Consider the following 21478-nt stretch of genomic DNA (forward strand, 5'->3'; position numbering starts at 1 on the left):
CCGCCCTCCTCACTCGTAGCCGCACCAGTCCATGGCCAAGAGCGCGTAGGTTTTGGTTGCGGTAAGCAGCTCGTCGATCAGGACGTACTCATCATCCCCGTGGGCCACCCGGATGTCGCCGGGTCCGTAGCTGATCGCGGGAACACCCCCGGCGTTGAGGAACGCCGTGTCTTCGACCGCAGCGAACCCCTGAACGGGGGGCCGGCCGGCGAAGCGCGTGCCCTCTGCCGCCTGCTCGTGGGCGGTGGAGACCGCCTCGCAGATCGGATGGTCGGGAGGCACGACCGAAGCCGGCCAGTTGAGCTTCCACTCCACTTCCGGCGGGTGCTTCCGCAGCCACGGGTCGAGCTCGGCGGCGCGCCGGATATGCTGCTCGACCTCCTGCCGGACCGCTTCAGGATCCTCCTCGGGATGGTACCAGCAGGCGTACTCGATCGTCATGTACTCCGACACGACGAAGGGGACGAGAACCTCCTTCGGACCGCCGATTACCACACCGGGATGTATCGTGAAGTGCCCCGGCGGGAAGAGCTCGTGGCGCTTGCTCTGCCCCCACTCCTCTTCGAGTTGCCGGACGGCGTTCATGACGAACAGCCCCTTGTCTATAGCGTTGACGCCGACCCGCTCACCCTCTCCCCCGGCCCGGATCAACTGCGCCCGCATCGAGGCGTGAGTGGGTTTGCCGCGCACCGTAACGGAGAACCAGAAGAGACCGGGAGTTATCGGGACCACGGCGAGCGGGTGCGGAGGCGCGCTGGGCTCCGAGACCACCCCGGCATCCGCCGTGTATCCGCGCCGGATCGTCGCCGTGGTTCCGCACTCGTGGTCCATGACCTCCTCGCCGACCACGGCCTCAAGGATGAGGTCTCCCCGCAACCGGAAACCGGCGCGGCGGATCGCATGCGCCGCGAACGCCTGGGCGAGCACCCCGCCCTTCATATCGGTGGACCCCCGGCCCCAGATGCGGTCTTCGTCGATCTTCCCGCTCCAAGGCGAACCGCTCTGCCAGTTCGCCGGATCTCCGGGCGGCACCACGTCGATGTGCCCGTTGAAGATCAAAGACCTCCCGCCACCGCTCCCCTTCCAGACCCCCACGCAGTTATCCCGGCCGGCCTCGATCGCGAACAGGTCCACCTCGCAGCCCAGATCCTCGTACACCCGCGAGATGTAGCGCGCAACCTCGCCCTCGCCCCCGACCACCTCCTCATAGACCTGTCCCGGATACTTGGGGTTGACGCTCTCTATCTGCACGGCCTCGCTCACGGCCCGGACCAGCTCGCCGCGCAGGCCGTCAACCGCGCCGAGCACCTTCCCGGCGTCTGCCCGCTGAGGCATGTTCTCCTCCTCTCGTCTCTAATGCAGAGGAGGTCCCGGCGCGTCCACCGGGACCCCCCTTTCCCCGGCCGCTCTCAGCTTCCGTTGTGGCAGTGGCCGTCCTTGTGCGGGCGGGGCACGTCGAGCGCGGGGTTGCGGTCGAAGAACCCCTCCGGCTGGAGCATGAAGCCGGAGTACTGAACCGGCATCACGGGCCAGTCCTCCAGGCGGACGGGGTGGTGGGTCCCGAGCGTGTACCAGATCACCACGTCCTCGTCCTCCACGGAGCGGTTCTGCTTGATCCACCTCACCAGCCCGTCGTCGCCGGGGTTCTGGTTGGGATACGCTCCGGCGGCGTGCCGCTCGGCCGGCTCGTACGGCGTGACCCAGAAGTGCCCGGTGGTAAAGCCGGCCCGCTTGATGACCTGCGCGTCGGGCTGGGCGAAGGGCAGCACGTTGGTCTTGGGCACCAGTTTGTAGGCGACGGGCTCACCCACCCGGTTCTTCGAGGCCTCGTTGACGACCTTCCAGTAGCGGGCGGACTGCATGTTGACCTTCCGGCCGCTCTCGGACTCGTTGGAGATGCGGGTGGCCTTCGCGTAGTAGGCGTTGCCGTGCGGGTTCTCATCTCCCGGCGGGACGGGCTCGGTGTTCACCTCATAGACGGTGTTCTTCTGCCCGTCCACATCGAGGTCCAGCCGGAAGTTGAAGAAGTGCTGGTGGATTGGACCGTAGAGCCCGTCGGTATTCAGGAGTTGGCCGTGACGGGTCTTCTCGCCGGGCGGCAGGGCCCCGGTGGAGACGATGCCGGTGAGCTTGCCCTCGAACTCTATCTGTCCGTCCTGGTAGAAGTACCAATAGAAGCCGTACTCGTAGTTGGCTACCGTGGCGACGAAGGAGAGCACGAGCCGCCGCGAGCGCCGTACCTCGGTCTCTTCGGTGCGGAAGTCGAAGTGCTTCCAGAGCATCCCGTAATCTTCTTCGTGCAGACAGACGGCGTTCTTGATGGTCAGCGGCCGCCCCTTGCCGTCGGCGACCACGGCGTCGAAGTACCGGATCTCGCCCAGGCAGTCGCACCCCAGCTCCAGCGAGTTGGCGAGCGCCCCGATGTTGTACTCGCCCGCATCAAAAGCGTTCTTGCGCCAGTGACCGGGGCGCGGGTCGCCATAGGGGACGACCATCTCCGAGAGCGAGGCCCGGTAGAGGATGGGCCGCTCCCGGCCGTTGTCGTTGTAGCTGACGGTGTAGAGCACGAGCCCCTCGCGGGCGGTGAAGCCTATCCTCATGCGCCACTTCTGCCACCGGATCTCATGCCCCTCCACCTCGAAGCTCGGGCCTTCGGGCTGCGTGATCTCCAGCGGCTTGAGATCCTGCCGCTCCCCGGCGGCCTCCGGCGTGTAGTTGCCCCTTTCTTGGGGCACGGGCACCACGCCGTGATCCTCGATCCGCACGACCTCCATCTTGTTGAGGTCCACGACCGCGATCAGGTTATCTATCGGGTGGGCGTAGGCGTTGTCCTCGGGGTCCAGCCGCACCCAGGAGAGCGCCCGGCTCAGACGCCGCCCCTCCTCGTCGCCGTAGCTGCCCGCCGACCACGGGTCCACGATCACGAGATCCATGTCGGTGATGCCGCGCTTCTCCAGCGCCGCCCGGTACTCCGGGTTCTCCTTGCACGCCCGCTCGCACTCGTCGAACTCCTCCAGCACGATGGGGGGCTGCACCTCACCCTCGATCCGCTCCCAGGACTTGACCCTCCGCTCCGTGAGCGAGACGACGGCCTCGTAAGACCGCTCCTCGGCGGTGTTTACCACGACGCAGAAGGCCTCGCGCTCGAACTCGTCACCCGACCTGAAGGCCAGCACCTCCTCCTTCGGCGGCTCGTTGAGCACCACCCCCGCGAAGCGTACCTCCTCACCGAGCCTGCGCTCCCGCTTCAGGATCTCCACAGCAGCCGAGATCTCCTCCGCGCTCAACGGGGTCAACGGATGGTCGGCAACGGCGACCGGTCTCTCAGCCAGCGACATCCTCTCCTCCTTTCGCAGCCTTCCCTTATGTAATCAGTATATCAATGGAGGACGGGGCGGCTCAATCCGAGGACCGGCCCTAACCGGCGACCGGGGGCTGATTGCGAAACTCCTCGCGCAGCTCGTTCGGGCTCGCATCAAAATCGGGGGTTTGAGGAGATATGCCAGGGCTAGTCTGGTCGACATTGGTATTCCTTCAAGAGCGCTTCGGACTCTTCGAGTAGCCGGGGAACCTCATTCTGGACGATAGCCCAGACGATTTCGGAGTCTATCTCGGCGTACTCGTGGATGATCCGGTTTCGGAAGCCCACGATCTGGCGTACCGGACCGATCGAGTCCTCCAGATCGGGGAAGTGGCGGGTGGCCTGTCCCACAGATAGGCTTCGCGGCTACGCCGCACCATAGAGGATTTCCTGCTGCTCCTCGATCTCCCGGCGCCGGTAGGGGTTGCGGACGGCACCGATCTCCACGAGGTCTACCCGGCGACCAAACAGGCTCTCCAGGTCCTCCAGCAACCCGAAGTACGCACCGGCGTGCTCGCTGGGGCTCATGGGAGCGAACTCCACGACGAAGTCCAGGTCGCTCCTCCCGGGGTCGAAGTCCCCCCGCAGCGCGGAGCCGAAAAGAGCCAGGCGTACGACCCCGTGGCGCTTACACAACTCTACAATTCCGGGCTTTTTCGCTTCGATCAAGCCGGCCACTGCACCAACCTCCTGTCCGGTATTTTAATCTACGCCAGATGAGAGGCCAGGCCTCGACTTCTAACCCGCTACCGGGGGCTGGCCACAGAACTCCTCGCTCAGAACTTCTGGCAGCAGCTCCGCATCGGAGTCGAGGTCCAGCTTTGCCGGGCAGCTCCCCGTCCGCCTTCTCGGCCATTTCGGAACCGCTCCGGCTGCGGATGCGCTCGACGACCATAGCCTTGGGTATCTCCACTTAACCCCCTCTCTCCTGCCGGGTGCATCAAATGTTGCCAGAGTGTGCGGCAGTGCGGAGCCGTACCGTCAGGGAACGCACATTGCATGATGCTTCGGCCGCATCTAAAATGTGCCCGGAGCGGCAAAGTCAGGGGTGGCCGGATCTGCGGAGAATAGCCAGATAGCGGGTGGACCGGAGAGACTTCCGGCATATTTGTCCCCGGTGGCGCTGCTCCGGAGCGGGGAAACGGGAAAGGAGGAGTCCCTTGACGACCGTTGACACCGCGCGGCTCAGGGAGCCGAGCAAGGAGGAGCTGCTGGAGTCCTACCGGGTGATGCGCACGATCCGGGAGTTCGAGGACCGGCTGCACGTGGAGTTCGCGACGGGTGAGATCCCGGGCTTCGTGCACCTGTATGCGGGCGAGGAGGCCATCGCGGCCGGGGTTTGCGCGCACCTGAACGAGGACGACTACATCGCCAGCACTCACCGGGGCCACGGGCACTGCATCGCCAAGGGCTGCGACGTTAAGGCGATGATGAAGGAGATCTACGGCAAGAAGGACGGGCTCTGCCACGGCAAGGGCGGCTCGATGCACATCGCCGATCTGGACAAGGGCATGCTCGGGGCGAACGGGATCGTGGGCGGCGGCCCGCCGCTGGTCTGCGGGGTCGGCCTCTCAGCCAAGGTGCGCGGGACGAAGCAGGTCGGCGTTGCGTTCACCGGCGACGGCGGGTCCAACCAGGGGACGTTTCTGGAGAGCCTGAACCTGGCGGCGGTCTGGAACCTGCCGTGCGTCTTCGTCGTGGAGAACAACGGCTACGCCGAGTCCACCTCCACCAACTTCTCCACCAGGGGCATAGACATAGCCAAACGCGCCGACGGCTTCGGGATGCCGGGCGTGGTTGTCGACGGCCACGACTTCTTCGCCGTGTACGAGGCGGCCGGCGAGGCCATCCGGCGTGCCCGGGAGGGCGGCGGCCCCTCCCTGATAGAGTGCAAGGTCAACCGCTACTACGGCCACTTCGAGGGCGATGCCCAGACCTACCGGGCCCCGAACGAGGTCGAGAACATCCGCCGGGAGCGCGACTGCCTGGACATGTTCGCCCGCCGGGTCACCGATGCGGGGCTCATCGAGCGCAGCGAGCTGGAGCAGATAGACGAGGAGGTCCGGGCGCTCATAGACGAGGCCGTCGAAGAGGCCAAGGCCGCCCCGGAGCCGGGCCAGGCCGACCTGCTCAGCGACGTTTACGTGAGCTACTAGGCTTCAGGGTACGGGCCGGCGGGTATCAGTTCTCCTCCGGAACCCGCCGTCCGAAGGGAGGCACAGAATGCGCAGGATAACGTTCATGCAAGCGATAAACGAGGCGCTCGCCCAGGAGATGGAGCGCGACCCGACCGTGGTGGTCTTCGGTGAGGACAACGCCGGCGGCGCGGGAGCTCCGGGCGAGGACGACGCGTGGGGCGGCGTCATGGGCGTCACCAAGGGCCTCTACCACAGTTTCCCGGGCCGGGTGCTGGACACCCCCATCAGCGAGTCGGCGTTCATCGGAGCGGCCGCGGGTGCGGCCTGCTCGGGCTTGAGGCCGGTGGCGGAGCTGATGTTCGTGGACTTCATGGGGGTGTGCTTCGACCAGATCTTCAACCAGGCCGCCAAGTTCCGCTACATGTTCGGCGGCAAGGCCAGGACGCCTATGGTCATCCGCACCATGTACGGGGCCGGCATCCGGGCGGCGGGCCAGCATTCGCAGAGCCTCTACCCCATCTTCACGCACATCCCGGGGCTGAAGGTCGCCATCCCCTCCAGCCCGTACGACGCGAAGGGCCTCATGATCCAGGCCATCCGCGACGACGACCCCGTGATCTTCTTCGAGAACAAGGTCCTGTACGCGGTGGAGGGCGAGGTGCCGGAGGAGTCCTACACCGTGCCGTTCGGCGAGGCGAACTTCGTACGCGAGGGCGACGACGTAACGATAGTCGCCATCGGGCGGATGGTGAGCTTCGCGGAGCAGGCGGCCGAGGAGCTGGCCGGCGACGGGATAGAGTGCGAGATTCTGGACCCCCGCACCACCTCCCCGCTGGACGAGGAGTCCATCTACGAGAGCGTCGAGAACACCGGGCGGCTGGTGGTCGTGGACGAGTCGAACCCGCGGTGCAGCCTGGCTTCGGATATCGCGGCGCTGGTGGCGCAGAACTGCTTCGAGGATCTGAAGGCCGCGCCGAAGATGGTAACCGCTCCGCACACCCCGCCGCCGTTCAGCCCTACGCTGGAGGACGCCTACGTCCCGGACCCCGAGCGGATCGCCGCCGCCGCGCGCGAGGTGGTCGAGGGGGCCGGCGCCCGGGCATGAGCGGGATCGTCAAGCTGGGGATGCCCAAGTGGGGCCTCTCCATGACGGAGGGGCAGCTCGTCCGGTGGCTCGTCGAGGAGGGCGCGGAGCTGAAGCCCGGCGACGAGGTGGCCGAGGCCGAGAGCGAGAAGATCAACGGCACCGTCGAAGCCCCGGCCGCCGGGGTCCTGCGCCGGCGGGTGGCCCGGGAGGGCGAGGTCATCCCGGTCGGCGGCCTGCTGGGGGTGATCGCCGACCCGGCGGTCCCCGAGGGGGAGATAGACTCGTTTATCGAGGAGTTTCAGGCCACGTTTGTGCCCGGGGAGGCCGGGGAGGAGGCCGGTCCGGAGCCCCAGACGGTAGAGGTCGGCGGCAGGAGCATCCGCTACCTCAAGCACGGCGAGGGCGAAGAGACCGCCATCCTGCTGCACGGCTTCGGCGGCGACCTGAATAACTGGCTCTTCAACCAGGAGGTCCTGGCAGACGGGCGCGCCGTCTACGCCCTGGACTTCCCCGGGCACGGAGGCTCCACCAAGGAGGTCGAGGGGACGCTGGACGAGCTGGCCGGGGTGGTCTCCGGGTTCATGGACGCGCTGGGCATCGAGCGGGCGCACCTGGTGGGCCACTCCATGGGCGGGGCGGTGGCGGCGACGCTCGCCCTGGCCCGTCCGGAGCGGGTCGCCTCGCTGGTGCTTATCGCGAGCGCGGGGCTGGGGCCGGAGATCAACGAGGAGTACATACGGGGCTTCATCGCCGCCGGGCGCCGGAAGGAGATGAAGTCCGTCCTCCAGCTGCTCTTCGCCGATCCGGATCTCGTCACCCGCCAGTTGGTGAACGACGTGCTGAAGTACAAGCGCCTCGACGGCGTGGATGAGGCGCTGAAGAAGCTGGCGGGCGGGATCTTCCCCGGCGGCCGGCAGGCTAACGTGCTGACGTCCCGGCTGACGGAGAGCGAGGTCCCCATCCTGGTCATCTGGGGCGACAAGGACGCCATCCTCCCGCCCGAGCACGCCGCCGAGCTCTCCGGCCGGGCTCCCGCCGAGGTCCTGGAGGGCCGGGGCCACATGGTGCAGATGGAGGCGGCCGGCGAGGTCAACCGCTTGATCGAGGACTTCATCGGCGGCCTAGAGTAAGGGTGTCAGCCGGGATAACGGTCGGCGTCGTCGCCAACCCCGCCTCCGGGCGGGACATCCGGCGGCTGGTAGCCGGAGCCTCCGTCTTCGACAACGCCGAGAAGGGGAACATGGTCCGCCGTCTCATGACCGGGCTCGGGGCGGCCGGCGTGGACCGCGTGCTGATGATGCCCGCCGGGGACGGCATCGCCGAGAGCCTGACCCGCAACCTCCGGGGCCGCACCGGAGCGCTGCGCGAGCAGCCCCTCCCGGAGCTGGAGTTCGTGGCGATGCCGGTCAGAAACGACGCCGGGGACACCGTGCGGGCGGTCGCGGAGATGCGCGAGCGCGACGTTGCGGCGATAGCGGTGCTCGGCGGCGACGGGACGCACCGCCTCGTCGCCCGCCACTGCGCGGACGTGCCGCTATGCGCGCTCTCCACCGGCACCAACAACGCCTTCCCCGAGATGCGCGAGGCGACGGTCGCCGGGCTGGCGACCGGGCTCGTGGCCACCGGGCAGGTAGAGCGCCGCGAGGCCCTGCGCCGGGAGAAGGTGCTGCGCGTCGGCGTAAACGGCGCGGCCCGGTACGACTGCGCCCTGATAGACGTGGCCGTGACCCGGGAGCGGTGGACCGGAGCCCGCGCCCTCTGGCACGCGGGGGAGATCTCCGAGGTCTTCGTGAGCTTCGCCCGCCCAAACGCCGTGGGGCTCTCCTCCATAGCGGGCCTGCTGGACCCCATCTCCCGCTCGGAGAGCTGCGGCATGCACCTGCGCCTGACCGCGCCCGAAGAGGCAGACGCCGTGCTGCGCGTCCCGCTCGCCCCGGGCCTGATCGTGCCGGTCGGCGTGGAAGAGGCGCGCCGCATGTACCCCGGCGAAGCGTTCCCGGTGGAGGCGGACGGGTGCACCCTGGCGCTGGACGGCGAGCGGGAGATAGAGCTCGGCCCCGGCGACCGGGCCGAGGTGCGTCTCGAGGTGGACGGCCCGCTCACCATAGACGTGGACGCGGTAATGGAGCTCGCCGCCCGCCGGGGACTTTTGAACGGGATGTGAGCCCGGCTACCCCGACAGCTCGCGCTCGAAGACGGTCTCCAGCGAGGGGCGGGAGCCGTCGCCGGGGACGGTACGCTCCAGGCACAGGCGGGCGGAGGGTCCTGAGATCTCCAGCGTGGCAACCTGGTTGTTGAACCACGGCTCTTCGTGGGCGAGAGACCACGCTATCTGCGGCTCTCCCGCCCCGGCGGCGCGGGCAAGGGCGCGGAAGAGCGCCTCTCCGGCCTTCGACCAGGCGAACCGGACGGAGCGGCGCTCCTTCCCGTCGAGCGGGTTGCGGAAGGGGGAGCAGACCGCCTGGTAGACGGGACTCTTGACCGGAGTGCCGGGCGGGAAGCCGACCCGGGCGAGGTAGGCGTGGTGCACATCGCCGGAGAGGACGGTGACGGAGGCCGGCGGCGTGCCGCGCTCCCCCGCGGCGACGGAGCGCAGGAGGTCCGCGAACCGGTCGAAGGACTCGGGGAAGGCGCTCCAGTGGCCGAGATTCTGGGACTTGCGGAGCCGCTCGCCAAGCCGGGCCGCTACTCTGCCCCACGCGCCGTTACACAGGGCCTCGTTCCAGGCCTCGGCGTGATGCAGGCCGGGGCCGAGCAAGAGCGGTATGGAGGTGGCCAACAGCAGGTGCTCGAAGTCCCCTTCGGCGCGCTCTGAGATCCAGTCCCAGTCGGCGGCGTGGATCATGCGCCGCCGCCCGGGCTTCAGGACGCGGCCCGCGCGCGAGTCTGCGACGATGAGCCGGACGTTGCCGAGGTCGCGGCAGAAGCTCCAGCGGTACGCCTCCGGGTTCCCCGCGACGCTCAGCGCCATCTCCCTCAAAACCGCACCGGGATCGGAGGCCTCCCGGACCTTCCGGAAGAAGCCCTCCGCTTCCAGCTCCGCCGGGGAGAGGTTGCCGAGGTGCTGGTAGATCCAGTACGCGCTCAGAGCGCCGGCTATCTTCTCCCGCCACCACGGTCTCTGCCGGTGCTCCTCCAGCCAGAGATGGGAGACGTTCCAGTTGTCCTGAACCTCGTGGTCGTCGAAGATCATGGCCGAGGAGACGGTGGAGAGGAGCCACCGGATGGCGGGGTCCCGCCAGGACTCGCGGTAGAGGTGGGCGTACTCCGCAAAATCTGCGGCCTCCTCGCCGGGCGGCTCGCTCACGTCGCGGCGGGAGCGGATGAACTGCCGGGTGGCGGGCGCGGCCTCGTCGGCGTAGATCTGGTCGCCCAGCATCAGCAGGACGTGCGGCCACCGCTCCGGCGGCTCCCGGCGCATCCTGAGCGCCAGCGCGTAAAGCGCGTCCACCTCGCGCCCGCGGGGGTCCTCGTCCTTGCGGAGCGTGTAGGGCGGCTCGTGCGGCAGCGAGACCCGGCAGGAGCCGAACACGAGCCTCAGCGCCGCCCCGGGAGCCAGGGTGCGGATCACGCTCGGCGGGAAAGGCGACCCCGGCTCGGGCCACTTCTTCTCCCCGTCCAGCCGCACCTCGTACTCGTAGGCAGAGCCGGGCTCAAGCCCCTCGAGACGCACCAGCGCGTAGTGGTGCCCCCAGGCGGAGAAGGTGCGCGCCCGGCGCCCCAGCACCTCCACCTCGCCCGGAGCGCTCGTCTCGACCCAGACGGTCGCCCGGGAGGCGTCCACGTAGCGCACCAGCGGCCCGAGGACGAGCTCAGGCACGGGGTTCAACCCCCGTAGCCGGCGCGTTCCCTATGACGTATCCCCTTTCCACCCCTGAAGCGGAAATGTACCACAGTTCGCTCCCTCTCACCCTCCGGGGCAGATATATACTTTCAACCGTGGACGTGAGGGAGAAGCTGCGGGTGCTGCCGGGGGTGGACACGGTGCTGCGGGACCCGGCAGCGGCCGGGCTCGTGCAGAGCCTGGGGCGTCCGCGGGCGGTGGAGGCCGTGCGGGCCGCGGTGGAGGCGCTGCGGCGCGGGATCCTGAGCGGGGAGCGCCCGGACGTGAGCCCGGCGGCGGTAGTGGAGCTGGCCCGGGAGCTGGCGGCCGCCGAGAGGCCGGGGCTGCGCCGGGTCATCAACGCCACCGGGGTCGTACTGCACACCAATCTGGGCCGCGCCCCGCTGGCGGACGCGGCAGCGCGGGCGGCGGCTGAGGTCTCGCGCCGCTACTCGAACCTGGAGTACGACTTGAAGGCGGGCCGGCGCGGGTCGCGCTACGCGCACGCGGTGGGGCTGCTGCGAATCCTGACCGGAGCGGAGGACGCGCTGGTTCTGAACAACTGCGCGGCGGCGACGCTTTTGGCGCTGGCGGCCGTGGCGGCGGGCGGCGAGGTGCCGGTCTCGCGCGGGCAGCTGATCGAGATCGGGGGCGGCTTCCGCATACCCGAGATCCTGGAGCTTAGCGGCGCGAAGCTGCGCGAGGTCGGCACCACGAACCGCACCCGCCTCGCGGACTACGAGCGCGCGATCGGCGAGGAGACGCGGGCCGTCCTCTGGGTGCACAGCAGCAACTTCGCCACCGTGGGGTTCACCGAGTCGGCCGGGATAAGAGAGCTGGCGTCTCTCGGGGCGCCCGTGATCGCGGACCTCGGCAGCGGCGCGCTCGTGCCGGTGGCGGACGAGCCGCAGGTGCCGGAGGCGGTCGCCGCCGGAGCCGCGGTCGTAACCTTCTCGGGAGACAAGCTGCTCGGCGGGCCGCAGGCCGGGGTCGCCGTCGGGCAGACGGAGTATATAGACCGGATGCGCCGGCACCCCCTGGCCCGCGCCCTGCGGCCGGACAAGCTCTGCCTGGCGGCGCTGGAGGCGACGCTCAGGCTGTACGCCGACCCGGAGCGCGCGCGGCGCGAAGTCCCGGCCCTCAGGATGCTCCACACCGGTCCCGAGGAGCTGGAGGAGCGGGCGCGCAAGCTGGCGGCGAGGGTAGCGGCGGCGGCCCCGGAGCTGGAAGTGTCCGTCGTACCCTCCACCGGGCGGAGCGGCGGCGGTACGCTGCCGCTGCACGAGGTCCCGTCCCGCGCCGTGCGCCTCGCCGGACGCCCGCCGGAGGAGCTGGCGGCGGCGCTGCGCGCCGCGGAGCCGCCGGTTATCGGGAGGATCCGCGAGGACGCGCTGCTTCTGGACGTGCTCACCCTCCTGCCCGGCGAAGACGAGCTGGTAGCGGAGGCGCTGGATGCCGGGTAGCGCCTTCACCATCGGGACGGCCGGGCACATAGACCACGGCAAGACGACCCTCGTGCGGCGCATGACCGGGGTGGACACCGACCGGCTGGAGGAGGAGCGCCGGCGCGGTATCTCCATAGACCTCGGCTACGCGGAGCTGGAGCTGCCCTCAGGTCGGCGGGCCAGCATCGTGGACGTGCCGGGACACGAGCGCTTCGTGAAGAACATGGTCGCCGGGGCCGCCGGCATAGACGCCTTCCTGCTCGTCGTGGCCGCCGACGACGGCGTCATGCCCCAGACGCGGGAGCACCTGGACGTGATCCGGATGCTCGGCGTCCGGCAGGGGGTCGTCGCCCTGACCAAGACGGACGCCGTGGACGAAGAGACGGCGGACATAGCGGAGCTTGAGGTGCAGGAGCTGCTGGAGGAGACCGGCTACGAAGAGACGCCCGTCGTCCGCGTCAGCGGGGTGACGGGCGCGGGCGTGCAGGAGCTGCTGCGAAAGCTGGACCGGCTCGCGCCGGAGGGCCGCCGGCAGGAAGGCCTCGTCCGGCTGCCGGTGGATCGGGCCTTCGTACTGCGCGGCATCGGGCTGGTGGTCACGGGAACGCTGTGGTCCGGCGTGATCCGCCCCGGAGACCGGCTCTACGCCCTGCCGCAGAACAGGCCGGTGCAGGTGCGCGGCGTCCAGGTGCACGGCCGGCCCGTGGAAGCGGCTGCGGCGGGCTCCCGCACGGCGCTGGACCTGGTGGGGATGGAGGCGGGCGAGATCGAGCGCGGAGACATGCTCGCCTCCGAGCCGCTGCAATCCTCCCGGCGGCCGGACGTGCGCGTGAACCTGCTGCCGGGCGCGCCGCGGCTGAAGTCCGGCTCCCGCGTGCGGGTCTACCACGGCACGCGCGCCACGGCCGGCCGGCTGCGGCTGCACGGCGCACAGACCCTGGAGCCCGGCGGCTCCGCCCGCGCCCGGCTGACGCTGCAGGACCCGCTCGCGGCCCTCGGTGGCGACCGCTTCGTCCTGCGCTCCATGAGCCCCCAGGTCACGATCGGCGGCGGAACGATCATAGACCCCCACCCCGCCCGGCGGCGGCCCGAACCCGGCTGGCTGGAGGCGCTGGAGGCGCGGGATCTCGCGGCCGCCGTACCCATCCTCCTGCGCCGGGAGCCGGAACGGGGACTGCCGGCGGCCGGGCTCGCCCGGCGGCTCCCGGCTGACGAGCGCGCAGCGGAGCGGGCGGCGCGCGCGGCAGAGAACGTAACCGAACTCGGCGGGCTCTACTGCCTGCAGGAGACGGCCTCGGCGACGCGCGGGCGGCTGCTCGCCGCGCTGGAGCGGCGGGCGGAGGAGAACCCGGTCGACCCCGCCCTCTCGGCCGCCGAAGCCCGAAGAGCCTGCGGGGTGGAGCCGCGGCTGGCGGACGCCGTGGTCTCGGAACTTATCGCCTCCGGGCAGGCGGAACGGACAGAAGGCGGCGTCGCGCTGGCCGGCGCGGGCGGTCCGGGCGAAGAGGTCCGGGCCGCAGCCGAATCCCTGCTGGAGCGCCTGAGAAAGCGGAGCATCGAGTTCGAGAAGGTCGAACCCGGGCCGGCAGCGCAGCTCCTCCTGAAGGAGGGGAAGGCCGTGCGGCTGAACGGCTCGACGCTGGCCGCAAAGGAGGCCGCCGACCGGGTCTTCGAGGAGATCCGGCGCGCCTGCGAGGAGAAGGGCTCCGTCACGCTCGCCGAACTACGCGACCGCCTGAACACCAGCCGCAAGTACGCTCAGGGCTGGCTGGAGTTCGCGGACGCCGCCGGACTCACCCGCCGCATCGGGGACGAACGCGTCCTGACCCGCAGATACAGATAGTAAAATATCTCCCGGAATGCGTGGGCCTGGTGGCCCGGCCGGTCTTCAAAACCGGCAGGCGGCCGAGACCCGGCCGTTGGTGGTTCGATTCCCCCGCATTCCGCTCTACCCGCGATCGAGCATAGCCGAGATCCAGGCCCGCACCACCCCCTCCCGGTCCGCCGCCGAAAGCCGGTAGCGCTCCCCGGCCTCCCTCCGCGCCCGGCGCGTGACGTGAAAGAGCGTTATCGCGGCCGCAACCGAGATGTTCAGGCTCTGCGAGAACCCGCACATCGGCACCACGAAGGTGCCGTCCACCAGCTCCAGCGCCTCTTCGGAGAGCCCCGAGTGCTCGTTGCCGAAGACGAAGGCGGCCGGCCGCCCCAGATCCACCCCCTCCACCGGCACGGCCCCCCGGTCCAGCCGGCTGCCCCAGACCGTATACCCCCTCTCGCGCAGCGCACCGATAGCCTCCCCCGTCTCCGCGTAACGCCGGATCGTCAGCCACTTGTCCGCCCCCTGGGTTATCTCCCGGCTCGGCGCAAACTCCCTCTGTCCCTCCACCACCGAAACGTCCTGAACCCCGAATGCCTCCGCCGAACGCAGAACCGCCGCCTGGTTGTGCCCGTCGTCCACCGCCTCCAGCAGAACCGTCACATACCGCGTCCTGCTCTCCAGAACCTCCCGCATCCGCCGCGCCCGCCGCGGCCGTACCATCCCCCACAGCAGCTCCTCCGGCACCGATCCCACACCGAACGCATCACGCCGACCCGCCATAACGAAAGGTTAGCCGCCAGGAAAACAGCCTTCAACGCTTGTTACTGTACCGTCCGGACGGTATAGTAAGGATATGCAGGCGACGAAGCGCGAGATTCTGGATGCTGCGACCCGCGTGGTGTTCCGCGAGGGTGTTAGTGGTCTGACGCTGGAGGCGGTGGCTCGGGAGGCGGGGCTCAGCAAGGGGGGGTTGCTGTATCACTATCCGAGCAAGGAGGCTTTAATCGGGGGTGTTCTCGAGTGCTATTTGGAGGAGTTCGAGGACGAGCTGGAGCGCCGGGCCGGTGAGGGCCCCGGTAGCTGGACGCGGGCGTACGTAGAGGCGACCTTCGAGGAGACCTTCTCGGACGCCGAGCGGGAGATAAACGCCGGGATGCTGGCGGCGATGCTGCTCAATCCGGAGTTGCTGGAGCCCTTGCGGGAAAGGTACGCCGTCTGGCAGGAGCGGGCGGCAAACGACGGCATAGAGCCGGCGCTGGCGCTCCTCCTGCAGCTGGCGGCGGATGGGTTGTGGCTGGGTGCGTTGCTGGGGCTGGTGCGGCTGGACGGCGAGAAGCGGGAGCGGGTCCTGAAGAAGATGCTGGAGCTAGCCGGTGGGGCTGGCTGAGTACATCGGCAAGGCCGCTGCGGCGTGGTTCATGGGGTTCTTCCCGTTCTTCGAGATCTACGTCGCCGTTCCCGCGTCCATCGCGCTCGGGCTGGACTACTTCTCTGCCGTCTTCTGGCCGGTGCTGGGCAACTTCACGCCGGTTCCCCTCATCGTCTTCGCCCACAACCAGCTGATGCGCATCGAGCGCGTCAAGCGCTGGCTCACCGGGCGCACCTCGGAGCGGTTCGAGCGCTGGCTGAACCGCTACGGCAGCTGGGTGATCCTGATCGTCACCCCCTGGGTCGGCATCTGGGTCGTCGCTGCGACCGCCCGGGCGCTCGGCATGAGATCCGGCCCGCTGCTCCTCTACTCCTTCATCAGCATACTCGCCTACGCCGTCCTCATAGCCGCCGGCATCGCGCTCGGCATAGACTTCCTCACCGGCTGAGCGTTCCCGGGCTGCAAGCTTCGCCGCGCGGCGGCATAATGCTGGAGTGAGCAGGCCATTGAGCGAGCACGAGGTGAGGTTGAGAGACGGAACGGCCGTCTCCGTGCGGCCCATCCGGCGCGAGGACACGGAGGCGCTGCGGAGGTTCTACGGCCGGCTCAGCGAGGAGACCATCCACCAGCGGTTCTTCGGCCCCTACCCGGAGCTGGACGAGGAGCGCGCCCGGTACTTCACGCACCTCGACGGCGAAAGGAGGTTCGCGCTGGTTGCCCTGGACCCCGAGAACCCCGGGGAGATTATCGGCGTCACCCGCTACGACCGGGACGAGGACGACCAGAGCCGGGCCGAGTACGCCGTGGTCGTGGAGGACGCCTGGCAGGGGAGGGGGCTGGGGACGGCGCTCACCCGGGCCATCGTGGACGAGGCGCGGGAGCGCGGGGTGCTGTGCCTGCACGCGCTCGTGCTGCCGGAGAACCGGCGCATGGTCCGGGTCTTGCAGGGGCTCGGTCTCCCGGAGCTCGTGCGCTGGCAGGACGGCGTGGAGCTCTTCGAGATAGACCTGCGGCCGGACGGCTAGCTCATCAGCGGCAGGGCCTTCTCCAGCACCTCCTCCACCGCCCGGCGGTTCTTCTCCGAGATCTCCTTCGCCCGCTCTATCGGGGGGTGGTCTTCGGGATCGTCGCGCATGAAGGAGGGGAGCGCGACCGGGCTCTCGGGCTGGTGGTCCCTTATCCAATCCTCCGGCACCCGCTCGGGCACCTCCTGGTGAGAGACCGCCGCCCACACGAAGGTCCACGCCCGCGGCACCACGCGCCAGTGGTCGTAGCCCCCGCCGCCCAGAGCGACCCAGCGCCCGCCGCAGAGCTCGTGCGCCAGCTCGTGCATCCTGTGTGGGATGTGCTCGTAGAGGCGGGTGGTGGCGGAGAGGTGCGTGAGGGGGTCCAGCCTGTGCCCGTCGACCCCGTTCTGCGAGACGATGATGTCCGGCCGGAAGGCGCGCAGCGCCTCGGGAACGAGCGCCTCGAAGCACTCGATCCAGGACTCGTCGTCGGTGAACGGCTCCAGCGGAACGTTGAGCGAGTAGCCCCGCCCGGCGTTCCGGCCCAGCTCGCCGGTCTCTCCGGTGCCCGGGAATAGGTAGCGCCCGGTCTCGTGCATGGAGACGGTGAGCACCTCCGGGTCGCTGTAGAACATCCACTGCACCCCATCGCCGTGGTGGGCGTCGGTATCCACGTACGCCACGCGGAGTCCGGGATACTCCTGCCTGAGCCGGGCGATGGCCACACCCGCGTCATTGTAGACGCAGAAGCCGCTCGCCCGCGAGCGCAGGGCGTGATGCAGCCCGCCGGAGATGCACATGGCGTGGGTCGCCTCGCCGCTCATGACCATCTCGCAGGCGCGCAGCGTGCCGCCGACCACGTACGCGCAGGCTGCGTGCATGTCCGGGAAGACCGGGTTGTCCGGCGTGCCGAGACCGTAGTGCACCAGGGTCTCGAAGTCCGTCTGCATCTTCCCCGCTTCCTGCACGCGCCGGATGTAGTTCAGGCTGTGGACGGTCTGCAGGTCCTCGACGGTAGCGGGTTCGGGTTTTACGAAGGAGTAGCCCTCAAAGAGCCCCAGCTCCTCGCACAGGCGCAGGGTCAGCCTCAGCCGCCGGGGGTTGAACGGGTGCTCGTCGCCGAACCCGTAGGCTTCAAGCTCCGGCGAGTGCACGATGGCCGCCGCGCCGCTCATTCCTCTTCCTGCTGCGGGGGCCAGAGGATCCTGTACCCGGCGCTCTCCAGCTCCTGGACCACAGGAGTGGGGTTGATCATGGCCAGCCGCAGCACCATCGTCTTCTTGCCGGGGCTCTTCCCGGGTGCAGAGAGCACGCTCACGATGTTCACGTTCAGATCGCGGATGATCTCGGCCACCCCGGCGAGCGCGCCGGGCCGGTCTATGAGCTCCAGCTCCAGGCGGCTGCCGGGCTCGTGCGCCCCGACGAGCCGCATCAGCGCCCGCATCACGTCCGAGGACGTTATGATGCCCACCAGCTTCCCCCCGGAGACGACCGGCAAACAACCTATCCTGCGCTCGTTCATGTCCCGCGCGGCGTGCTCGATGGGGTCCAGCGGGTGCGCGGTAGTCACCTCCCGTCGCATCACATCCTTCACCTTCAGCTTCTCCAGCGCGGCCGCCCGCTCCGGGTCGCCTGCCGGAGGGGCCGCGTCCCGCAAGTCGCGGTCGGAGATTATCCCCACCAGCCGCCCGTTCTCCAGCACCGGGAAGTGCCGGATGCGCCGCTCGCGCGACATCCGCAGGGCCTCGCCCGCCGTGGTCTCCGGCGTGACGGTGAGAACCTCCCGGGTCATGCAGTCTTCGACCAGCATCAGCTCACCCCTGCCCTTCTCTTTCCCTGCTACGCGGGAAAGTATGCCAGATTTCGGGGGCCTGGCGCGCCGGCCCCCTCGCTCCGGTCGGAGCGGGCCGCAAGCCTACAGCTCCGAGCTCAGCACCACCTCTCCGGCCTCGTCGGTAATGGAGACGGAGCGGGCGTCCTCGCGCAACACGGCCCCATTGAGCTGGCAGTCCACCTTGACCTCCCCCACCCCGATAAAGGTGCCGGCCGGCACGAGTTCTCCGTCCGCGCGTTCGAGGGTGACGGTGTAGACCTCGCCGGGCTCCAGGCCTTTGATCTCCAGCAGCAGCTCCGTACCCCAGGTGTGAGCGACGACGACGGACTTCTCCACCGTTATCTCTTCCCGCGCCACCACGAACTCGATAGGCTCCTCGTCTCCGAGACCGAACTCCTGCGGCTCGTCGTCGGCGACGATCGCAAACACCCCTAGGACCGCCAGGAGGACGAGTGCGGCAGCGATGCCGGCAACCGCGACCGCCCGCCGGACTCCCGCACCCCCGGTATCTCGCTTCGCGACTCTGGAGACCACGCGGTCCTCGAGGTCCGGGGGCGGCGACTCGTCCGGCCTCACGCCGGACTCGCCCAGCGACTCGACGACGGCCCGAAGCTCGTCCACCTCGACCCGGCAGCGGTTGCAGCCCTCCAGGTGCCGGCGGAGCTCGGAGCGCTCCGGCTCTTCGAGCTGTCCGAGCAGGTACGCGCCGATCAACTCCCGGTAGCGCCGGCAATCGTTAGCGCTCATCCGACCACCCCATTTCCTCGAGCGTGAGGCGCAGAGATTTTAGCGCGTAGTACATGCGGCTGCGCAGCGTGCCGGACGGCACCCCGAGGTCTTCGGCGACCTCGGAGTACAGCCGGCCCTGGTAGTACACCTCGAAGATGACGCGCCGGTGATCCTCGCTGAGGCTCTCCAGGGCCTCTCCCACCAGCAACGCCCGCAGGGTCCGCTCGGCCGGGTCCTCGACGGGCCCGCTGCTCTCTTCCCCACTCTCACTTCCCCCTCTTGTCCCCGGTGGCCGCGCTGCTCGCTTCCGGGCTGCATCAACCACCAAGTTGCGTGCGATGGCGAAGAGCCACGTCCTCATCGAGCCGCGTTCGGCGTCGAACCTCTCGCGGGAGCGCCACGCCCGCACGAAGGTCTCCTGCACAACCTCCTCGGCCAGCCCCCGGTCCCCGAGCGACCGCAGCGCCAGCCGGTACAACTCCCCGGCGTGCTCCCTGTAAGCGGCGCGGATCTCCTCTTCCCCAGTCCGCGCTGCGCGCAGCCGGCGCAGCCGCCCTCCCAGGGCACGGAACCTCTGCGGCCGCTTCATGCACCACCGTCTCTCACGCGAACAGAAACACCTCCGGGTCCGCCACCACAGGTATGGTAAATGACGGGCCGGAGGTCCCGCTCCTCGGTGGCGGAGGGAGGGACTCCGGACCGGAGCCCCTCCCCGCGGGTGATCGGGTTCGTATCAGATCTCGCCGCGCCGCCGGACTCCGGCCGCAATGGCCGCCAGGACGACGAGGGCCACCCCACCGAAGACTACTACCGGAACCACGGGAACTCCGCCGGTATCCGGCATGGTCATCGTGGGTATGGCGAGGTCGGTGACGACCTCGCCGCCGCCGATGGCGCCGATCTCGGTCACCGCTCCGGAGGAGAGGTCCAGGGCGTAGAGCACGGACCCCATCTCCGACTCCAGGGCCACGAACGCCTCGTCCGCGCCGCTCAGGGTGGTGATATCGAAGCCGACGTTGCCGGTCGTGGGCGCCCCGATCTCACCGACGGTGTTGAGGACGCCGTCGTTGGGCGGGTCCTGGATGACCAGGATGCCGAGCGCGGAGTCTATGTCGTAGAGCGTGGTCTCCTCCACGTCCGGGAGGTTGTTGGTGTAGGCTCCGGCCACGACGGTGGGCTGCGCGCCCGCGTTGGGGTCGTCGGCGGCGTAGGCCAGCTCCTCGTCGACGTTGGTCTCTATCCCCGCGTCCAGCTCCGCCAGGCGCAGGTTCTGCCCGGCGTCGCTTACGACGCGGATGGCATCGGCGGACGGGTTGAAGTCCACCTCGAAAGCCGAACCCTCCAGCGGCTCGGTGACCTGCCCCTGCTCCGTTACCGCGCCGGAGGCCGGATCCACGGTGTAGACGGCTCCGCCGGCCCCCAAAGCCCACAGCTCGCCGGTCGCCGGCCGGAAGTCTATCCCGAGGATGTCCTCTCCGGCCTCGATGGTCACGCGGTCGGTGACCGTCCCGGGATTACCCCGGTCGAAAGCGATCAACTCGTTCGACGGCGTAAGCCCCCACACAACCCCGCCGCCGCTCTGGGCCGCAGCCCCCGCGGCTCCCCAGACCATTAGCGCCAGCACGACGCCCGCCGCAACCAGCGGTTTTGTCAGCCCTAGACGCCACCTGCCAACAGCCCAACTCACGATCTGACACCTCACTTTCTCTAGAGGACTTTGCACTGGGGTATACGGAGTTACACCTGCCCGTGTTCAAGAGCGGCGGGTTCTCAAAAGAAAAGAGAGCGCGTAGGCTGACGCGAGCGCCCGCTTCCTGAGTACGCCTGCTGCACCCGGTGGGCCGGGCGAGCAGGCTGGATGAGGTGGCCTCGGCTGTCGCCTACCTGCTCTCGGAGGAGGCGAGCTTTATCGACGGGGCCATCGTGCCCGTGGACGGGACGTTCGGCGCTCGAGCGCAACCCCGAAGAGAGATGACGCTAGTGCCCGACCCAGGCCTCGGGGTAGCGGGTCAGCTCCCTGACGGCCTCGGGCAGCTCGCCCCGGACCAGGTCTTCGAGCGTCACGGACTCCAACACCGCCCGCAGACTGGCGCGGACGGCGATCCAGACCTCCTGCAGATGCTCCAGAGGGGTCTGGGTCGCGGCCTCGCAAAGCCCCCGTGCGCTCAATCCTCTACCCCCTTTACCCCGCGCGTCTCGACCAGCACCCTTATGGCGTCGCCCCGGAAGTAGGAGATGCCCCACTCGGCGGGCGTCCCGTCCCCGAACACGTCGAGGGCTTCGACCCTGAGCAGCCCGACGCCGGCCGGCGTTCCCAGGCAGCGGGGGATCTCCGGGTCGGCGGGCTCCATCTCGAAGACCGAGCGCGCCCTGTAGAGTTCGAGCCCGTAGTGGGCCCGCACGAGCTCGCGTGCCGAGCGGAAATCCCGCCGTAACAGGTCGCAGATCCCGGGTAAAAGGTCCTCCCGGAAGTACTTGATGCCGTAGACTAGCGGTATCTCACCAGCATAGCTGACACGTTCGAGCACCACCAGGAGGGCGCCGGAAGACACCCCCAATCCATCCGCCGACCGCCCGTACATCCGGACCCTCCGGACGCCCAGGACCTTCTTGCAGGGCTCGAAGCCGACCCGGGCGACCGACTCCGAAAAGCCCATCTTCTCGGCGACCCGGTAATCTATGCAACCCGGCCGCACGAAGCTGTTCTTCCCCCCTAACCCTGTACACCAGGCCCTTGTCCTGAAGGTGTCCGAGGGCCCGGGCAGCCGTGTGCCGGTTGACGCCGTGGTGTCCGGCCAGTGCGTGTCCGGTTGGCAGCCGGTCTCATGACCTGTAGTCGCCGCGCAGGATGGCCCTCTCAAGCTCC

22 protein-coding genes and 1 tRNA gene are annotated in these 21478 nt (G+C 69.1%); 10 read left to right on the plus strand and 13 right to left on the minus strand.

Annotation, left to right across the window (positions count from 1 at the left end; all coding sequences use genetic code 11):
- Nucleotides 1-9 precede the first annotated feature (9 nt).
- The 4 genes from E0L93_RS02840 to E0L93_RS02855 form a co-directional block, all read right to left on the minus strand.
- The gene (locus E0L93_RS02840; RefSeq protein ID WP_132688208.1) at nucleotides 10-1335 is read right to left on the minus strand and encodes an ArgE/DapE family deacylase; all 1326 of its coding nucleotides are present in this window, start codon (nucleotides 1333-1335) and stop codon (nucleotides 10-12) included.
- A 74-nt stretch (nucleotides 1336-1409) separates the two neighbouring features.
- A complete protein-coding gene (locus E0L93_RS02845; protein WP_132688211.1) occupies nucleotides 1410-3338 on the minus strand; it encodes a primary-amine oxidase in 1929 nt (642 codons plus the stop codon).
- A 170-nt stretch (nucleotides 3339-3508) separates the two neighbouring features.
- Entirely contained in the window at nucleotides 3509-3712 is a 204-nt protein-coding gene (locus E0L93_RS02850) for a HepT-like ribonuclease domain-containing protein (protein WP_132688214.1), read from the minus strand.
- 15 nt (nucleotides 3713-3727) lie between these two features.
- Nucleotides 3728-4039: a nucleotidyltransferase family protein gene (locus E0L93_RS02855; protein ID WP_132688216.1), complete on the minus strand. Its 312-nt coding sequence runs from the start codon at nucleotides 4037-4039 to the stop codon at nucleotides 3728-3730.
- Nucleotides 4040-4590: 551 nt separating this feature from the next.
- On the opposite strand from E0L93_RS02855, the gene E0L93_RS02860 reads away from it, so the two are divergent.
- The 4 genes from E0L93_RS02860 to E0L93_RS02875 all read left to right on the plus strand — a co-directional run bounded on the left by E0L93_RS02860 (nucleotide 4591) and on the right by E0L93_RS02875 (nucleotide 8750).
- Nucleotides 4591-5517 (plus strand): thiamine pyrophosphate-dependent dehydrogenase E1 component subunit alpha, encoded by a 927-nt coding sequence (locus tag E0L93_RS02860; protein WP_132688747.1) that lies wholly within the window; start codon nucleotides 4591-4593, stop codon nucleotides 5515-5517.
- Nucleotides 5518-5584: 67 nt separating this feature from the next.
- Entirely contained in the window at nucleotides 5585-6604 is a 1020-nt protein-coding gene (locus tag E0L93_RS02865; RefSeq protein WP_132688219.1) for an alpha-ketoacid dehydrogenase subunit beta, read from the plus strand.
- Nucleotides 6601-7716: an acetoin dehydrogenase dihydrolipoyllysine-residue acetyltransferase subunit gene (locus E0L93_RS02870; protein WP_132688222.1), complete on the plus strand. Its 1116-nt coding sequence runs from the start codon at nucleotides 6601-6603 to the stop codon at nucleotides 7714-7716. Before E0L93_RS02865 ends, E0L93_RS02870 begins: the two co-directional genes overlap by 4 nt.
- A 2-nt stretch (nucleotides 7717-7718) precedes the next feature.
- Nucleotides 7719-8750 carry an ATP-NAD kinase family protein gene (locus E0L93_RS02875; protein WP_132688225.1) on the plus strand — a complete coding sequence of 344 codons (1032 nt, stop codon included), beginning with the start codon at nucleotides 7719-7721 and terminating at the stop codon, nucleotides 8748-8750.
- A 6-nt stretch (nucleotides 8751-8756) separates the two neighbouring features.
- Here E0L93_RS02875 and E0L93_RS02880 read toward each other — a convergent pair whose 3' ends face one another.
- Nucleotides 8757-10406 carry a DUF7800 domain-containing protein gene (locus E0L93_RS02880; RefSeq protein WP_132688228.1) on the minus strand — a complete coding sequence of 550 codons (1650 nt, stop codon included), beginning with the start codon at nucleotides 10404-10406 and terminating at the stop codon, nucleotides 8757-8759.
- Nucleotides 10407-10525: 119 nt separating this feature from the next.
- Here E0L93_RS02880 and selA point away from each other — a divergent pair, with 119 nt between their 5' ends.
- From selA to E0L93_RS02895, 3 genes are all read left to right on the plus strand, one after another.
- A complete protein-coding gene (selA, locus tag E0L93_RS02885) occupies nucleotides 10526-11872 on the plus strand; it encodes an L-seryl-tRNA(Sec) selenium transferase (protein WP_207890293.1) in 1347 nt (448 codons plus the stop codon).
- The gene (selB, locus tag E0L93_RS02890; protein ID WP_132688234.1) at nucleotides 11862-13697 is read left to right on the plus strand and encodes a selenocysteine-specific translation elongation factor; all 1836 of its coding nucleotides are present in this window, start codon (nucleotides 11862-11864) and stop codon (nucleotides 13695-13697) included. Before selA ends, selB begins: the two co-directional genes overlap by 11 nt.
- 13 nt (nucleotides 13698-13710) lie before the next feature.
- Nucleotides 13711-13800 (plus strand) — tRNA-Sec (locus E0L93_RS02895).
- A gap of 2 nt (nucleotides 13801-13802) precedes the next feature.
- On the opposite strand, the gene E0L93_RS02900 is transcribed toward E0L93_RS02895, so the two are convergent.
- The gene (locus E0L93_RS02900; RefSeq protein ID WP_132688236.1) at nucleotides 13803-14453 is read right to left on the minus strand and encodes a TrmH family RNA methyltransferase; all 651 of its coding nucleotides are present in this window, start codon (nucleotides 14451-14453) and stop codon (nucleotides 13803-13805) included.
- A gap of 73 nt (nucleotides 14454-14526) precedes the next feature.
- Between E0L93_RS02900 and E0L93_RS02905 the strand changes: the two genes are divergently transcribed.
- The 3 genes from E0L93_RS02905 to E0L93_RS02915 all read left to right on the plus strand — a co-directional run bounded on the left by E0L93_RS02905 (nucleotide 14527) and on the right by E0L93_RS02915 (nucleotide 16067).
- Nucleotides 14527-15060 carry a TetR/AcrR family transcriptional regulator gene (locus E0L93_RS02905; protein ID WP_132688239.1) on the plus strand — a complete coding sequence of 178 codons (534 nt, stop codon included), beginning with the start codon at nucleotides 14527-14529 and terminating at the stop codon, nucleotides 15058-15060.
- Nucleotides 15047-15490 (plus strand): small multi-drug export protein, encoded by a 444-nt coding sequence (locus E0L93_RS02910; RefSeq protein ID WP_132688242.1) that lies wholly within the window; start codon nucleotides 15047-15049, stop codon nucleotides 15488-15490. The genes E0L93_RS02905 and E0L93_RS02910 overlap by 14 nt, the downstream gene beginning before the upstream one ends.
- Nucleotides 15491-15569: 79 nt before the next feature.
- Entirely contained in the window at nucleotides 15570-16067 is a 498-nt protein-coding gene (locus E0L93_RS02915) for a GNAT family N-acetyltransferase (RefSeq protein WP_207890294.1), read from the plus strand.
- Here the strand turns inward: E0L93_RS02915 and E0L93_RS02920 are convergent.
- From E0L93_RS02920 to E0L93_RS02955, 7 genes are all read right to left on the minus strand, one after another.
- The gene (locus E0L93_RS02920; protein ID WP_132688248.1) at nucleotides 16064-17224 is read right to left on the minus strand and encodes an acetoin utilization protein AcuC; all 1161 of its coding nucleotides are present in this window, start codon (nucleotides 17222-17224) and stop codon (nucleotides 16064-16066) included. The two genes, E0L93_RS02915 and E0L93_RS02920, sit on opposite strands and share 4 nt — an antisense overlap.
- Nucleotides 17221-17859, minus strand: coding sequence for a CBS and ACT domain-containing protein (locus E0L93_RS02925; RefSeq protein ID WP_132688251.1), 639 nt, complete (start codon nucleotides 17857-17859; stop codon nucleotides 17221-17223). The genes E0L93_RS02920 and E0L93_RS02925 overlap by 4 nt, the downstream gene beginning before the upstream one ends.
- Nucleotides 17860-17964: 105 nt before the next feature.
- Nucleotides 17965-18630: an anti-sigma factor family protein gene (locus tag E0L93_RS02930; protein WP_132688254.1), complete on the minus strand. Its 666-nt coding sequence runs from the start codon at nucleotides 18628-18630 to the stop codon at nucleotides 17965-17967.
- Complete coding sequence (locus E0L93_RS02935) at nucleotides 18620-19201, minus strand: sigma-70 family RNA polymerase sigma factor (protein WP_132688257.1); 582 nt, start codon at nucleotides 19199-19201, stop codon at nucleotides 18620-18622. The genes E0L93_RS02930 and E0L93_RS02935 overlap by 11 nt, the downstream gene beginning before the upstream one ends.
- 144 nt (nucleotides 19202-19345) lie before the next feature.
- Entirely contained in the window at nucleotides 19346-20299 is a 954-nt protein-coding gene (locus tag E0L93_RS02940; RefSeq protein ID WP_132688260.1) for a DUF4394 domain-containing protein, read from the minus strand.
- Between the two features lie 290 nt (nucleotides 20300-20589).
- Entirely contained in the window at nucleotides 20590-20781 is a 192-nt protein-coding gene (locus E0L93_RS16200) for a hypothetical protein (RefSeq protein ID WP_243638080.1), read from the minus strand.
- Complete coding sequence (locus tag E0L93_RS02955) at nucleotides 20778-21308, minus strand: GntR family transcriptional regulator (protein ID WP_132688263.1); 531 nt, start codon at nucleotides 21306-21308, stop codon at nucleotides 20778-20780. Before E0L93_RS02955 ends, E0L93_RS16200 begins: the two co-directional genes overlap by 4 nt.
- Between the last annotated feature and the right edge of the window lie 170 nt (nucleotides 21309-21478).

The organism is Rubrobacter taiwanensis, from assembly GCF_004337705.1.
In the GTDB taxonomy this organism is placed as follows: Bacteria; Actinomycetota; Rubrobacteria; order Rubrobacterales; family Rubrobacteraceae; genus Rubrobacter_C; species Rubrobacter_C taiwanensis.